The 14,978-nt window shown below is 71.4% G+C and carries 12 protein-coding genes and 1 riboswitch; of the genes, 2 read left to right on the forward strand and 10 right to left on the reverse strand.

The features are described 5' to 3' along the window. Nucleotides 1-303: 303 nt before the first annotated feature. The 8 genes from ABD346_RS19160 to ABD346_RS19195 all read right to left on the reverse strand — a co-directional run bounded on the left by ABD346_RS19160 (nt 304) and on the right by ABD346_RS19195 (nt 9,284). Nucleotides 304-1,701, reverse strand: coding sequence for an NAD(P)/FAD-dependent oxidoreductase (locus tag ABD346_RS19160; RefSeq protein ID WP_344376291.1), 1,398 nt, complete (start codon nt 1,699-1,701; stop codon nt 304-306). 369 nt (nt 1,702-2,070) lie between these two features. Beyond that, nucleotides 2,071-3,036 carry a Ppx/GppA phosphatase family protein gene (locus ABD346_RS19165; protein WP_344376292.1) on the reverse strand — a complete coding sequence of 322 codons (966 nt, stop codon included), beginning with the start codon at nt 3,034-3,036 and terminating at the stop codon, nt 2,071-2,073. Then, entirely contained in the window at nt 3,033-3,566 is a 534-nt protein-coding gene (locus tag ABD346_RS19170) for a DUF501 domain-containing protein (protein WP_344376293.1), read from the reverse strand. The genes ABD346_RS19165 and ABD346_RS19170 overlap by 4 nt, the downstream gene beginning before the upstream one ends. Nucleotides 3,567-3,597: 31 nt before the next feature. Beyond that, the gene (locus ABD346_RS19175) at nt 3,598-4,086 is read right to left on the reverse strand and encodes an FtsB family cell division protein (RefSeq protein WP_344376295.1); all 489 of its coding nucleotides are present in this window, start codon (nt 4,084-4,086) and stop codon (nt 3,598-3,600) included. 99 nt (nt 4,087-4,185) lie between these two features. Further along, nucleotides 4,186-5,472 carry a phosphopyruvate hydratase gene (gene eno, locus ABD346_RS19180; RefSeq protein ID WP_189961500.1) on the reverse strand — a complete coding sequence of 429 codons (1,287 nt, stop codon included), beginning with the start codon at nt 5,470-5,472 and terminating at the stop codon, nt 4,186-4,188. A gap of 269 nt (nt 5,473-5,741) precedes the next feature. Next, on the reverse strand, nt 5,742-6,449 hold the full coding sequence (locus ABD346_RS19185) for a transglycosylase family protein (protein ID WP_344376298.1): 708 nt from the start codon (nt 6,447-6,449) through the stop codon (nt 5,742-5,744). 3 nt (nt 6,450-6,452) lie between these two features. Then, a riboswitch (cyclic di-AMP (ydaO/yuaA leader) is annotated at nt 6,453-6,621 on the reverse strand. Nucleotides 6,622-6,878: 257 nt separating this feature from the next. Then, the gene (locus ABD346_RS19190; protein ID WP_344376300.1) at nt 6,879-7,826 is read right to left on the reverse strand and encodes a transglycosylase family protein; all 948 of its coding nucleotides are present in this window, start codon (nt 7,824-7,826) and stop codon (nt 6,879-6,881) included. Between the two features lie 198 nt (nt 7,827-8,024). Beyond that, nucleotides 8,025-9,284: a cytochrome P450 family protein gene (locus ABD346_RS19195; RefSeq protein WP_344376302.1), complete on the reverse strand. Its 1,260-nt coding sequence runs from the start codon at nt 9,282-9,284 to the stop codon at nt 8,025-8,027. Between the two features lie 39 nt (nt 9,285-9,323). On the opposite strand from ABD346_RS19195, the gene ABD346_RS19200 reads away from it, so the two are divergent. Beyond that, nucleotides 9,324-10,538 carry a globin domain-containing protein gene (locus tag ABD346_RS19200; protein ID WP_344376304.1) on the forward strand — a complete coding sequence of 405 codons (1,215 nt, stop codon included), beginning with the start codon at nt 9,324-9,326 and terminating at the stop codon, nt 10,536-10,538. Nucleotides 10,539-10,580: 42 nt separating this feature from the next. Here the strand turns inward: ABD346_RS19200 and ABD346_RS19205 are convergent, their stop codons facing one another. Next, on the reverse strand, nt 10,581-11,540 hold the full coding sequence (locus ABD346_RS19205) for a nucleoside triphosphate pyrophosphohydrolase (RefSeq protein WP_344376306.1): 960 nt from the start codon (nt 11,538-11,540) through the stop codon (nt 10,581-10,583). 21 nt (nt 11,541-11,561) lie between these two features. Continuing rightward, nucleotides 11,562-12,239 carry a SurA N-terminal domain-containing protein gene (locus tag ABD346_RS19210; protein WP_344376308.1) on the reverse strand — a complete coding sequence of 226 codons (678 nt, stop codon included), beginning with the start codon at nt 12,237-12,239 and terminating at the stop codon, nt 11,562-11,564. Nucleotides 12,240-12,487: 248 nt separating this feature from the next. Here ABD346_RS19210 and ABD346_RS19215 point away from each other — a divergent pair, with 248 nt between their 5' ends. Further along, nucleotides 12,488-14,947 carry a YfhO family protein gene (locus tag ABD346_RS19215; protein WP_344376310.1) on the forward strand — a complete coding sequence of 820 codons (2,460 nt, stop codon included), beginning with the start codon at nt 12,488-12,490 and terminating at the stop codon, nt 14,945-14,947. The last annotated feature ends 31 nt before the right edge of the window (nt 14,948-14,978 follow it).

Here is a 14,978-nt window from a genome sequence, read left to right on the forward strand (position 1 = left end):
CGTCCCACGCCCGGATACGCACCGGGAGGGCCTCCCCCAGCAATTCCTCGGCAAGAGCGGTCAGCCGCAGCGCCGCGTCGGCCATGGTGCACACCTCCGTACCTCGCAGAAATGTCTCAGCACCCCGGTCAACAGTGCCCGGGCGCGGAGCAATCCCGCTACCGCGCAGGGGAGTGACAAGGTGTCTGTATACACCATCTTTCTGGCCGGAAATCGATCATGGACGGGATCGGGCCGGGCACGCCGAAGGGGCCGCCCGCACCACGGATGGCGGACGGCCCCTTCGGGGTGACGCTGCTGGGGCTAGGAGGCCTTGGCCTTCGCGTCGGCCTTGTCCTCGACCTTGGCCGCGGGGGCCGGGGCGGGCTTGGCCGCCTCGTAGAACTCCTCGCGCGGGGTCTCCATCGCACCGAGGGAGACGACCTCGCGCTTGAGGAACATCGCGAGCGTCCAGTCGGCGAAAACGCGGATCTTGCGGTTCCAGGTCGGCACGGCCAGACCGTGGTAGCCACGGTGCATGTACCAGGCGAGACGGCCCTTGAGCTTGATCTTCATCTTGCCCATGACGATCATCGCGACGCCCTTGTGGAGGCCGAGACCCGCCACCGCACCCTTGTTGGAGTGCGAGTACTCCTTCTGCGGGAAGCCCCGCATGCCGGAGACCACGTTGTCGCCGAGGACCTTGGCCTGACGCAGGGCGTGCTGGGCGTTCGGCGGGCACCAGGCGCGCTCGGCCGGGACGCCGGCCTTGATCGCGGCGAGGTCCGGGACCTGGGCGTTGTCGCCCGCGGCCCAGATGTAGTCGGTGCCGGTGACCTGGAGGGTCGGCTGGGCGTCCACGTGGCCGCGCGGGCCGAGCGGGAGGCCGAAGCGGGACAGCGCCGGGTTGGGCTTGACGCCGGCGGTCCACACGATGGTGTTGGAGTCGACCTCGAGACCGTTCTTCAGCACCACGTGGCCGTCCACGCAGGAGTCCATGGAGGTCGAGAGGTAGATCTCGATGCCACGGCCCTCGAGGTGCTCCTTGCCCCAGCGGCCGAGCTCCGGGCCGACCTCGGGAAGGATCTTGTCGGCGGCGTCGACCAGGACGAAGCGCATGTCCTCGCGCTTGACGTTGGTGTAGTACTTGGCCGCGTCGCGCGCCATGTCCTCCACCTCGCCGATGGTCTCCGCACCGGCGAAGCCGCCGCCCACGAAGACGAAGGTCAGCGCCTTGCGGCGGACGTCCTCGTCGGTGGTGGAGTCGGCCTTGTCGAGCTGCTCCAGAACGTGGTTGCGCAGGCCGATGGCCTCTTCCACGCCCTTCATGCCGATGCCCTGCTCGGCGAGACCGGGGATCGGGAAGGTGCGGGAGACCGCACCCATCGCGATGACCAGGTAGTCGAAGGGCAGCTCGTAGGCCTCGCCGACGAGCGGCGCGACCGTGGCGACCTTGCGGTCCTGGTCGATGCTGGTGACCCGGCCGGTGAGCACCTCGGCTCCGCGCACGACGCGTCGCAGCGGGACGACGACGTGACGCGGCGAGATGCTGCCTGCGGCGGCTTCGGGAAGGAAGGGCTGGTACGTCATGTACGAGCGCGGGTCGACGACCGTGACGGTCGCTTCCGCGTAACGCATCTTCTTCAGAATGCGTCGCGCTGCGTACAGGCCTACGTACCCGCCACCTACTACGAGGATCCTGGGACGCTCCGTGGTGCTCATGCCATCGAGTATCCACCCGCCCATGGACCCCCGCTCGTGCGCCCCTTCACAAGGTCTGACAGGGGCTCTGCTACACTGCGCGGCCCACGTGACCGAGGTCATGGTGCGATGAGGGAACCACGGTGTAGGGGAGAACGTTGTCCACCCCTCCTGAACTGGCCTGCACGGCCGCGGGCCCGCTGGACCACTGCCGCATGAAACGCAGGCGTAACGCCTCAACCACCGTCTGGAATGCGCGCGGAAGGGGCCCCTGAGCCTCGGAAAGCGGTCCTGGGACCACAAACCTCGGCCCGGGGGCCCCATTTCCTTGTGAAGAACTTCACGAACTTTCTCGCGCGGCCTGGCCCCAAGGGCCTCCCGGAGCCGCGATCAGGCGACCGACCAGGCGATTCCGTCCAGAATGTCGTGCTCGCTGACCACGACCTCACGGGCCCCGGTCCGCTCCATGACGGCGAGCAGCACCAGCGCACCGGCCGCGATCACGTCGATCCGGCCCGGGTGCAGCACGGGGATGCGGGTGCGCTCCTCGTGGGTGGAGGCGAGCAGGCGCTCGGTGACCGCGGCGACCTGGTCGTGAGAGATCCGTGAATGATGGATGGCGGCCGAGTCGTACGCGGTGAGGCCGAGCGCGATCGCGGCGACGGTGGTGACCGAGCCCGCCAGGCCGACCAGGATGCGCGGCTCGCGCAGCGGCACGGTCTGCTCGGCGAGGTCGAGGGCGGCCTCGATGTCGGCGCGGATCGCGGCGATCTGCTCGGGCGTGGCCGGGTCGCCGGGGTGGTGGCGCTCGGTCATCCGCACACAGCCGATGTCGACCGAGCGGGCGGCCTCCACGGTCCGCGAGCCGACCACGAACTCGGTGGAGCCGCCGCCGATGTCGACGACCAGGTAGTCGCCCGTGCGTCGCTCGCCATCACCCTTCCGAGGAAGGGGCTCCGCCCCCTCTTTATCGGCGTGCAGTTCCTTGGTGGCGCCGGTGAAGGAGAACTCTGCCTCCTGGTCGCCGGAGATCACCTCGGGCTCGACGCCCAGGATGTCGAGGACGCCCCGTACGAAGTCGTCCCGGTTCTCGGCGTCGCGCGAGGCGGAGGTCGCCACGAACCGGATGCGCTCGGCACCCAGCTCCTTGATCACCGCGGCGTACTCGCGGCACGCCGCGAACGTCCGCTCCAGGGCCTCGGGGGCGAGCCGCCCGGTGCGGTCCACGCCCTGGCCGAGCCGGACGATCGTCATGCGCCGGTCGAGATCGACGATCTCCCCGGTGGCGGGGTCGGCATCGGCCACCAGGAGGCGGATCGAGTTCGTACCGCAGTCGATGGCGGCGACGCGCGTCACTTGTCGTCCTCTCCGCCGCACGGCGTCACGCACGGGCCCTTCGCCCACCACTCGGGCAGCATCGCGATCGCCTCGTCGCCGAGCGGGTTCACGCCCGGTCCCGCGGCCAGCGAGTGACCGACGAGCACGTGCAGGCACTTGACCCGGTCCGGCATGCCGCCCGCGCTCGGGAAGCCCTCCAGGACGTCGATGGCGTCGCGGCGCGCGATGTAGTCCTCGTGCGCGGCGCGGTAGGCGGCGGCGAGCTCCGGGTCGCTCGCGAGGCGCTCCGTCATCTCCTTCATGACGCCGTTCGCTTCCAGGGTGCCGATCGCGGAGGCCGCGCGCGGGCACGTCAGGTAGTACGTCGTCGGGAAGGGCGTGCCGTCCTCCAGGCGCGGAGCCGTCTCGACGACGTCCGGGTTGCCGCAGGGGCAGCGGTGCGCGATCGCGCGCAGCCCGCGCGGCGGGCGGCCCAGCTGCTGCTTGAAGGCGGCGATGTCCGCGTCGGTGGGCTCGGTGCGTTCGGTCTGGGGCGGGGGCGTTTCCATGCCTGGGTCAGTCTCTATCGCTAGCAGGTGGTCAGTTGGCGGGGCGGTCGGCGTTGTCGACGCCGTCCCAGAGGTTGTAGTGCCAGGCGCGGCTGGTCGCGGCCTTGTCCTCGCGGTGCTTGTTCACGGTGCCCGGGTCGACGACGGTGAAGCTCGTCTCCCCCGGGAACTGCATGTGCAGATGCTCGCGGGCCAGTTTCTCGATGTACGCGTCGTCCTGGAGGCGCGCCTTCTCGTCGCGCAGCTGCTCGACTTCCTTCTGGGCCTCGACGGCTCTGCGCTGCTGGTCGGAGATGTCGGCGCGCTGCGAGACGTACTGCCGCATCGGGTAGGCGAGCGCCACGATCAGCGAGCAGAGCACCAGGGCGAGCAGCGCCGCCCGGCCGGTGAGCCGGGAGCGGCGGGCCTGCCGTTTGGTCTGCGAACGGTAGACGCGGGCAGCGGTCTGCTCACCGAGCACCTTGAGCCGCGCCGCGGTGGAGAACCGGTCACGGCCCGCGGTCTTGGCGTTCTTGCCCATCGCTCTCCCGCCTCCCCTTACACACGTACGTCCCCGGACACGGTACGGGACCGCGGCCGGGGACGTACGTACGACTGGCTAGGCGTCAGCCTCGAAGCGTCAGCCCTTGAAGCGCGGGAAGGCGGAGCGGCCCGCGTAGACCGCGGCGTCGTCGAGGATCTCCTCGATGCGCAGCAGCTGGTTGTACTTGGCGACGCGGTCCGAGCGGGCCGGGGCGCCGGTCTTGATCTGGCCGCAGTTCACCGCGACGGCGAGGTCGGCGATGGTGACGTCCTCGGTCTCGCCGGAGCGGTGGGACATCATGCACTTGAAGCCGTTGCGCTGGGCCATCTCGACGGCGTCCAGGGTCTCGGTCAGCGAACCGATCTGGTTGACCTTGACGAGCAGGGCGTTGGCGGAGCCCTCCTCGATGCCGCGCGAGAGGCGCTCGGGGTTGGTGACGAACAGGTCGTCGCCGACGATCTGGACCTTGGAGCCGAGGCGCGAGGTGATGGTGTTCCAGCCGGCCCAGTCGTCCTCGAACAGCGGGTCCTCGATGGAGACCAGCGGGTACGCGGAGACGAGCTCCTCGTAGTACTCGGTCATCTCGGCGGCCGAGCGGGACTTGCCCTCGAACTCGTACTTGCCGTCCTTGTAGAACTCGGACGCGGCGACGTCGAGCGCGAGCGCGATGTCCTTGCCCGGGGCGTAGCCGGCTTCCTTGATGGCCTCGAGGATGAGGTCCAGGGCGGCGCGGTTGGACTCCAGGTTCGGCGCGAAGCCGCCCTCGTCGCCGAGGCCGGTGGACAGGCCCTTGCGCTTCAGGACGCCCTTGAGCGTGTGGTAGACCTCGGCACCCCAGCGAAGGGCCTCGGAGAAGGACTCCGCGCCGATCGGGGCGATCATGAACTCCTGGATGTCGACGTTGGAGTCGGCGTGCGACCCACCGTTGAGGATGTTCATCATCGGGACGGGCAGCAGGTGCGCGTTGGGGCCGCCCAGGTAGCGGAACAGCGGCAGGTCGCTGGCCTCGGAGGCGGCGTGCGCGACGGCGAGGGAGACGCCGAGGATGGCGTTGGCGCCGAGCGAGCCCTTGTTGTCCGTGGCGTCCAGGTCGAACATGGCCTGGTCGATCAGGCGCTGCTCGGTGGCGTCGTAGCCGACGAGCTCCGGGCCGATCTGCTCGATGACGGCGAGGACGGCCTTCTCGACACCCTTGCCGCCGTAGCGGTTGGGGTCGCCGTCGCGAAGCTCGATGGCCTCGAAGGCACCGGTGGAGGCGCCGGACGGAACTGCAGCACGGCCGGTGCTGCCGTCGTCGAGGCCGACCTCGACCTCGACCGTGGGGTTGCCTCGGGAGTCCAGGATTTCCCGGGCTACGACGACGTCGATGGACGGCACGAGCATCTCCTTCTGGGATGTGACGCTAGATGTGACGCAAGCAGTGCAAGGCCGTGCGGGGTCGCGTTCGCCTTGCGACAAGAGCCTAACCGGCTCTGGAGCTCCGGCCAGCCGAGTGCCCGCCTCCTGGGACGAAAAAGGGCCCAATGACCCTCAATCCCGGGCAAAGGGCCACAACGCTACTGCCGGGTAATAGCGGGGGACAACGAAAACCCCGGCCCGGCGCGTACGGGGGAATGCGCGCCGGGCCGGGGCGACCTGGGGGTGGGTCAGCTTCAGCTGAGGTGCAGCTTCTGGCCCGGGAAGATCAGGTTCGCGTCCTTGACGATGTCCTTGTTCAGCTCGAACAGCTTCTGCCAGCCGCCCTTGACGCCGTTGGCGGCGGCGATGGCGCCGAGGGTGTCGCCGGACTTGACGGTGTATTCGCCGTTGCCCTGCTTCACCGGCTCGGTGCGCTGCTCGTCGCGGCTGGCCGGCGCGGACTCGGTGCGCTCGGCCTTCTTCGGCTGCGACTTCTGCTGCGGCTGGGCCTGCTGCTTGGGCGCCGCGGGCTTCGAGGCCTTCGGCTTCGAGGACGAACCGGAGGTGTCCACGTCGGCCTTGCTGCCGCCGGCCGTCAGGTTGCCGGCGCTCGCGCAGCCCCAGGCACCCGGGCCCTGGATCGCGAGCAGCTTCTCGGCGGTGGCTATCTGCTGGCCCTTGGTGGCGAGGTCGGCGCGCGGGGCGTACTGGGTGCCGCCGGCGGCGGCCCAGGAGGACTGCGAGAACTGCAGGCCGCCGTAGTAGCCGTTGCCGGTGTTGATGGACCAGTTGCCGCCGGACTCGCACTGGGCGACGGCGTCCCAGGTCTGGACGGAAGCGGCGGAGGCGTTGCCCGCCGCCATCAGCGGGGCGGCCACGGCGGCGCCGGTGACACCGGCCAGCGTGGCGACACGGACGGCCTTGGACGGGCGACGGTGCTTGCCCTTGCCGGAAAGCAGCATGGAGGTTCTCCTCACCGACGCCTGCGAGGTGAGCTGTCGGGTTCGGGCGTGAGCTGCCCGGCCGAGCGTCGATGCGCCCGTCTTCACCCCAAGCCGTTGCGGCAGTCGCGTGAACTGCCGGGCCCGGCACTTACCTTGGGTCCCCCGCTCCTGCCTACGGCGCATAAGCGTCGACTGTTCCCGTCGGCCGACGGCAGGATTCGGCGTGCTCGGTCGACGGGGCTCGTGGTGACGAGCGAGTCCGACGAAAACACACGCCCCGCCAATGTTCAAAGACGCACATCGGGGAGAAATCCCCCCTGCTTGCCGATACGTAAGGGACGTTTCCGCAGGTGAGGGGCGGGGCGGACGGACCGGGCAGACGGGACACGCCAGTTGAGGCGAAGAGACCCATGTCTCACTTGCACGAACCGGACATAGGACCGCGAACTAACCCTGCTTCGGCGCCGACTTCGGGTTCGCCACGGCCGCTGCCACATCCTTCAGGTCCAGGCTCTGGCCAGGCAGGATGAGGTTGGGGTCGGTGCCGATCAGCTTCTCGTTGGCGTGGTACAGCGCGGGCCAGCCGCCCTGGACCTTGTTCGCCTCGGCGATGGCCGACAGGTTGTCGCCCGGGCGGACCGTGTAGTCGCCGTTCGCGGCAGGGGTGTTACCGGACTCACGTGAGGCATCGTCACCTCGCGAGGCATGCCGTCCGGAATCGCGGCTATCGGTTGAGTTGCCCGAATTGTTCGAACCACTCGTGCCGGCCGGCGCGCCCGGGTCGGCCTGACCGGTCGTCGGGGCGGACGGGGAGGTGCCGCCCGGCGTCGTGCCCGCACCCTCCTCCGGCGAGGGCGCCCCGCGGTGCTTGCCGGGGCTCGCCGGGGTGGAGGCGGACGGCGTCGGGGACTTGGCCGGGTCGCTCGGCTTCGTGGCACCCGGGGCCGGCGTGGCGGGCGTGGAGCCGCTCGGCGTCGAGGTGGCGTCGGGCGCCTTGGTCGCCGGGGCGGTGGGCGTCGCGGGGACCGGCGTGGGCGTCCCGGTCGACGTGTCGGGCGCACCCGGGTCGACGTCCGCCGAGCCGCCGCCCTTGGTGAGCCCGGCGCCGGTGCCGCAGTTCGCGAAGGCGCCCGGCCCCTTGGCCGCGAGCAGCTGCTCGGCGACGGCTATCTGCTGGGCGCGGCTGGCGAGGTCGGCGCGCTGGGCGTAGTCCGTGCCGCCGTACGCCTCCCAGGTGGCCTGCGAGAACTGGAGCCCGCCGTACAGGCCGTTGCCGAAGTCGGCGCTCCACATTCCGCCGGACTCGCAGGCGGCCACCTGGTTCCAGGTGTTCGCGTCCGCGGCGTTCGCGCCGGTCGCGGCGAGCAGGGGAAGGGCGATGGCCGATCCGGTCACTCCTGCCGCGACGACGAGAGCGGGTGCCTGGCGAGGTCGACGATGCCGTCCATTCCCGGAGCGCATGGATAAGGCCTTCCGTGTGACTGCTGAGCCGAATGAACGGTGAACGTAGCCGTACTCGAACGCTTGTCACAAGTCGATGCAGCGGGGATCACATAAAAGTCACAGTCTTGACGGTTCGTCAGATTCCGGTGTTCACGGTGCGGCCGTGAACTCGACCGGCAGGGTGCGCAGTCCGCGCATGATGAGCCCGCCACGCCAGCGCAAATCGTCAGGTTCCACCGCGAGCCGCAGGTCAGGGAGCCGCCGCAGCAGGGTGGCGAGCGCGGTCTGCCCTTCGAGCCGGGCGAGCGGCGCACCGAGGCAGTAGTGGATCCCGTGCCCGTACCCGAGGTGCTGGTTGTCCTTGCGGCCGAGGTCGAGCGTGTCCGGGTCGGAGAAGCGCGCGGGATCGCGGTCGGCGGCGGCGAGCACGACGAGCACGGGGTCGCCTGCCGCGATGTCCTGCCCGCCGAGCGTCAGCGGCTCGGTGGCGAACCGCCAGGTGGCCATCTCGACGGGCCCGTCGTAGCGGAGGAGTTCCTCGACACCGGTTTCGAGAAGACCGGTGTCCCCCGCCGCGAGGGCATCCTGAAGGCGCTCGCGCTGCCCGGGATTGCGGAGCAGCGCGTACATCCCGTTCCCGATCAGATTGACGGTGGTCTCGAATCCGGCGAAGAGCAGGATGAAGGCCATGGCGGCGGCCTCGTTCTCGGTGAGGTGCTCGCCGTGGTCGCTGGCCTCGATGAGCCGCGAGATGAGGTCGTCGCCGGGGTTCTCGCGCTTCTTGTGGATGAGCTCGGCGAGGTAGTTGCGCATCTTCTTGACGGAGCGGGCGACGCCGCCGCGGGGGCCGCCCCCGTGCCGGATCATCATGCCCGCCCAGTCGCGGAAGTCGTCCTGGTCCTCGCGGGGTACGCCGAGCAGATCGCAGATGGCATAAATGGGAAGCGGGAAGGCGAACTCGTGAATGAGGTCGGCCGACCCCGTGGCCTCGAAGGCGTCGATGAGCCGGTCGGTCAACTCCTGTACCCGGGGCGCGAATTGGGCGACGGTACGCGGAGTGAACGCCTTGGAGACGAGGCGGCGGAGCCGGGTGTGGTCCGGCGGGTCGATGTTGAGCAGATGCGTCATCAGCTCGGCCTTGCGCTCGCCCGGGATGCCGGTTTTGCCCTTGGCGTGGGCGGGCTCGTCGTGGTGTGCGGGGTTCTTGGACAGCCGCTGGTCGGCGAGGGCCTGCTTGGCGTCCCCGTACCGCGTGACCAGCCACGCCTCGACGCCGCTCGGCAGCCGGGTGCGGTGCACGGGGGCGTGCTCGCGCAGCCAGGCGTAGGCCGGGTACGGGTCGGTGGCGAACTCCCAGGTGAAGAGTTCGGGGGCGGGCGGGGCGGGCGGAATGGGGTTGTTGTCCTGCACCTCTCGACCGTATCCCGCCCTCTCCCCTACATTCACGCGGTGGATCAAGCGGATCAAGAGGTGCTGAGGGCCGGCTTCGCGGTGGTGGAGCGGCGGGCCGAGCATGCGGCCAAATATTTCTATTCCCACCTCTTCTGGCACAACCCGGGCCTGCGGGCCCTGTTCCCGTCCGGGCCGGAGGCCATGGAGCGCCAGCGCGACCGGCTGTTCGCCGCGATCACGGAGATCATGGACCGGCTCGGCGACCCGTCCCTCCCCGCCTATCTGCGCGCGCTGGGCCGCGACCACCGCAAGTTCCTGGCGGCTCCGGAGCACTACGCGGCGGTCGGCGCGAGCCTGCTCGCCGCGTTCGCCCGGGCGGCGGGCGGGGCGTGGACGGCGCAGGTGGAGAAGGCATGGTGCCAGGCGTACTCGGTGATGGCCGAGACGATGCTGGAGGGCGCGGCCGGGGCGGCCGCGGCGGGGGAGCCGGCGTGGTGGGGCGCGGAGGTCGTCCGCCATGCCGGGTACGGCCCCGACCTGGCGGTCCTCACCCTGCGTCCGTCGCCCCAACTCCCCTATGTTCCGGGGCAGTACGTGAGTGTGGCGCATCCCAGGGTGCCGGGGGTGTGGCGGACGTACTCGATCGGGAACGCGCCGCGTGCGGACGGCACGGTCGACCTCCACGTCAGCCGGGTTTCCGGCGGGCTGATGTCGGCAGCTCTGGTCGGGCGGACGGATCCGGGGGACACACTGCGGCTGAGCCCGCCGGCGGGCTCGTTATCCCTGGGGCCGTCCCCGTCCGGCCCTCTCACCTTCATAGCGGCGGGTACGGGATGGGCGCCCATCAAGGCGCTTCTGGAGCAACTGGCGGGCGACCGATTCGACGACGAGGTACGGCTGTTCGTCGTTGCGCGAGATGCGGCGTACCTGTACGACCGGCCCGCCGTGGAGGCGCTGGGCTCCCGACTCCCTTGCCTGCACACGACGTTCATCACGCCGGCGCCGGGCCGTGACCCCCTCCAGGGCACGGAGCGCCTGATGACCGCCCTGGGTCATCGCAGCCACTGGCCCCACCATTCGGTCTTTCTGGCCGGGCCGCCGGGGTTCATGGCGGAGGTGCGGGAGGTTCTGGTGGGCCTGGGGGCGGCCGAGTCCCGCATCTCGTGCGATGCGGTCCCGCCGGTGGGGCCGGGCCCCCGCCCCCTCGGCCCGGCGGAGTGGCTGCTGAACCGCCCGGCCCCGCGCTGGCACAACCCGGCGGACCGGGCCTGATCCCCCACCCCGCCCCTTCCCTCCGGAAGCGGGGTGGGGGAATCAGCCCTCCGCCGAGCGGATCGCCTCTCGGTAGGCGCGGGCCGCGGCCCGCAGCGCCGCCTCCGGGTCGGCCCCGGCCGCCTCCGCCTCCACCGCCAGGGCGAGGAGGCGATACCCCACCCCCTCCCCGGAGGGCAGCGGCACCGAAAGACCCGCCGTCCGGGCGCGCGCGGACAGCTTGGCGGCCAGGGCCAGGGCCGGCTGGCCCAGCGGGACCCCGTCCGTCACGGAGGAACGCTGCTTCTCGACCGCCTTCATCCGCAGCCAGTGCGACTTGACTTCCTCCGGCGTCGAGGCCGTCTCGGAGCCGAACACATGCGGGTGGCGGTGGATCAGCTTCTCCACGATGCCGCCCGCGACGTCGTCCACGGAGAAGGGCGCCTCTTCGTCCTCCTCGGCGATCCGCGCGTGGAAGACCACCTGCAGCAGCACGTCCCCCAGCTCTTCGCGCAGCTCGTCCCGGTCCCCCTCCTCCACCGCCTCGACCAGCTCGTACGCCTCCTCCAGGGCGTACTTGGCCAGGCCCTTGTGGGTCTGCTGCGCGGACCACGGGCATTCGCGGCGGATACGGTCCATGACCTGGACCAGGTCGAGCAGGCGGGCGCCCGGCAGGTCGTAGGAGCCGGGGAGCAGCTCCAGGTCCGGCATCTGGACGCGGCCGGAGCCGGCCAGGCGGGCCAGGCCGTCGGTGAGGCGGCGGTCGCCCTCGCCGGAGGGGAGAACGACGACGGTCCGGCCCCCGGCACACGCCGAGATCAGCTCCTGCGCGTCCGGCTCCGAGATCTCCACCGGCACGCCGGCCTCGCGCAGATACGGCAGCTGCGGGTGCCCGGCGTCGGGGCACAGCACGAGGTCGGCGGCGCGCAGGGTCTGCCACGCGGGCCAGGAGAGCAGGCCCGGGGCGACCCGGTGGCTCGCGGTGAGCAGAACGATTCGGCCGGGTTCTTCAACAGCAGTCACCCGTCGAACCTACCCGCTGGCTCAACCGGTCGAGACGGAGTCCCCGGGGTCGCCCTGCTGCTCGTCGGGGGCGGCCTGCGGGGCCGCGGGCTGCTTGGCCTTGGCGAGCCAGGGGGCCTGGTAGTCGGCGAGCTGGATCTGGCTCGCGTTCCAGCTTCCGTAGCGCGGGTTCACGTCCACGTCGAGGGCCTTGGACGCCTTGACCAGCGCGGGCAGCAGGTCCTGCTGGGTGCGGGCGCCGATCGCGGCGGCCAGCTTCTGCTCGGTGACCTGACGCTGGACGTAGGCGTCGATCTGGTTCGGGGCGAGCCCGCCGTTGGTGAGGGCCTGCTCGCGCAGCTGGTCCTCGCCGCCGGCCTGCTGGACCATCGCGGCCCGCGCGACCTCGACCTCCTTGCGGCTGACGCTCACCCCGGCCTGCTCGGCGGCGCGCGCGAGAACCCGGTCGAAGATCATGTTGCTCAGCTTCACCCTGCCGAGCTGCCCCGAGTCCTTGATCAGCTGGGCGGACTGCGGGGACTTCTCCTGCGCCGTCCGTACGTCCTTGACCTCGGCCTGGAGTGCGGACACCTCGATCCGCTGCCCCCCGACGACGGCCGCGGCCCCCGGGTGGGCCGTACTGCCGCAGGCCGCGAGGAGCGGGCCCGCGGCGAGCAGGGCGACGGAGACGGAGAGCGCGGTGCGACGGCGGCGGTGCAAAGGAGCCTCCCGGCGGAGCAGATACGTGCGGCGTGGCGACGGACCTTGCTAAGACCTTGCGGTGATCGATGTTAGGCAGTCGGCGTGGCCGGGGCCACTGATTCGCCCAACGATTCGCGACCCCCATCGGTCGCGGGGGTGAAGCCGGGTGAAGCCGCGCCGTCCATTGCGTGAACTGAGGTCCCGGCCCCCTGCGTTGTCCCCGGGGGTCCGGCATATTCGACGGCAGCGCACAGCAAAGGACCTCGATGCCGACCCTCGAAGCCGCCCCCGCCCCACCGGTGGCCCCGGTGCGGATCGCTGCCACCCGCCGCCCGGCCGCCCGGCCCGCCTCCCTCTCCGCACTGATCACCCTGATCGCGGTGTGCGGCGCGGACACGGTCGCCGGGGTCGTCCCGCTCGGCCCGCTCCAGCGGCACACCCGCAGCATCAACGACCTGGGCAACCAGTTCATCCCCTTCCACGAGCACCTGTGGGACCTGCTGCACGGGCGCGCCGAGGGCGGCCTCCTCCTCAACTGGCAGTCGGGGTACGGGACTTCGTTCCTGCCCGACCTCGGTACGTATCTCAGCAGCCCGTTCGCGCTGCTCGTCGCCCTCTTCCCGCGCGACCGGATCGACCTCGCGGTGTATGTGATCACCGTCCTGAAGATGGCGGCCGCCGCCGTCGCCATGACGGTGCTGCTTCTCGCGCTGCGGCCGGCGGCCCGGCACCGCTGGGTGGCGGGGGTGCTCGGCGCCTCGTACGCGCTGTGCGGCTGGTCGGTCCTGGAGTCGATCTACAACCCGATGTGGCTGGACGGCCTGATCGCCTTCCCCCTGCTCTGCCTGGTCGGCCACTGGGCCAGGACCGGGCGGCGGCCGGTGCTGGGCCCGCTGGTCGTGGCACTCGCCTGGATCGCCAACTTCTACACCGCGTACATGGCGACGATCGGCGCCGGACTCGTCCTGCTCCTCCTTCTGTACGTGGACCGCGACACGGACCGGCGCGGGCGGGTCCGGGCGGTTCTGGTCGCCACCCGCTCGTTCGTGATCGGCATCGGCCTCTCGGCGCCGCTCCTGTTCACCATCTATCTGGGGACGAAGCACGCGCATCCGGGCTGGGTGCGGGAGTTCGCGCCGGTGTCCTGGCCGGATTATCTGGCCCGCACCCTGCCCGGCACGTACTCCTTCTCCTCCCCCGCCGTCTTCCTCGGCACCGGCGCGCTGCTTCTCGCCTGCACCCTCGCCTTCCACCGCGCGGTCCCACGCCGCGAGCGGTACGCGTGGAGCGGGCTCGCGCTCGCCGTCGCGCTGTCCTTCCAGTGGAAGCCGACCCATCTGGCCTGGCACGCCTTCGTCACCCCCAACGGCAGCCCCTACCGGCAGACCTTCGTCCTGTGCGGCATCCTCGTGATCGCCGCCTGGATCTCCCTGTCGTACGGAATCCCCGGGCGCCGCGCGCTGCTCGGCGGGGGCGGCGTACTCGCCCTGGTCGCGGCGGGCGCGGCCTTCAGCGAGCTGATCTCGGCCTGGACGTATCCGCTGTTCGCCCTGGGCCTGGCGGCCATGACCGGCGGCCTGCTCCTGGCCCGCCGGGGCCGGCGGGGACTTTCCCTCCTCGCGCTCGCCCTGCTGGCCGGGGCGCAGATCGCGCAGGCGGGCGTGACGACGGCGTACGGGGACCAGCAGCGGGCGACCCGCATGGACGGCTATCCCGCCTGGGGCACCGAGCACTCGGCCCGCGCCGCGCTGGAGTCGGACGCCTCGGGCTGGCCCGGCCACCGCACCGATCCCGGCCAGCGCCAGATCACCAACAACGACCCGCTGCTGCTCGGCGGCGAGGGCGGCGCCTACTACTCCAGCCTCACCCCGGAAGTCCTGAACCGTACGATGACCGCGCTCGGCGGCGGCTGGACGTCTCGGGGGCGGGCGATCCAGAGCCTCGACAACCCGGTGACCGACGCGATCTTCTCCGTCGGCGCGCGGGTGCGGGTCGCCCAGAAGGGCGGCGACCCCGCCCTGATCCGGGCCGCCTCGACTCCGCCGCTGGTCACGCTGCGGCCGGCCGGGCCCCCACCGGCGTACGGCAGCAACCCGTTCCGCAACCAGGAGCTCCTGCTCGGCGCCCGCGTCTATACGACCCGCACCCTCACACAGGGCTGCCCGGCCGGGACCGACATCTTCCTCTGGGCGCCGGAACACTTCGGGTCCGCGCGCCTCGGCGACGGCCCGGTCGTCGAGATGCGCGGCGGCGCGCCCAGCCGGCGGGCGCCGCTGATCCCCTTCGGCCCCTCGGCGGGGCCGGGCCGTGCCTCCCACATCACCCTGACGCCTGCGGATCGCCACGCGGAGCTGGGGTGCCTGGACCGGGGGGCGCTGGCACGGGCGGTGGACCGTCTGCGGGCGATGGGGGCCGCCTCCGTCTCGGTGTCGTCGAGTTCGGTGCACGCGGAGCTTCCGGTGGGGGCGAGCGGAACGGCGGTGTTCGCGGTGCCGCGGATCGCGGGGTGGAGCTGTGCGGTGAACGGTGCGGGCGTCGCTCCGGCGGGCGACTATCTGGGCCTGGTCGCCGTGCCGCTGCCGGCCGGGGCGCGCTCGGTGTCCTGCGGCTTCCGCCCGCCGGGCCTGCGGTCGGGCTCGGCGGTGGGGGCGGGGGCGTTGCTCGCGCTGGTGGGGGTGGGGGTGTGGGGGCCGGTGCGGCGCCGGTTCCGCGCGGGCGGGGTGTAGCCGGGGGTGCGGCAGGGTGCACTGGGGCTCC

It is taken from the genome of Streptomyces mauvecolor (assembly GCF_039532965.1).
GTDB lineage: Bacteria > Actinomycetota > Actinomycetes > Streptomycetales > Streptomycetaceae > Streptomyces > Streptomyces violascens.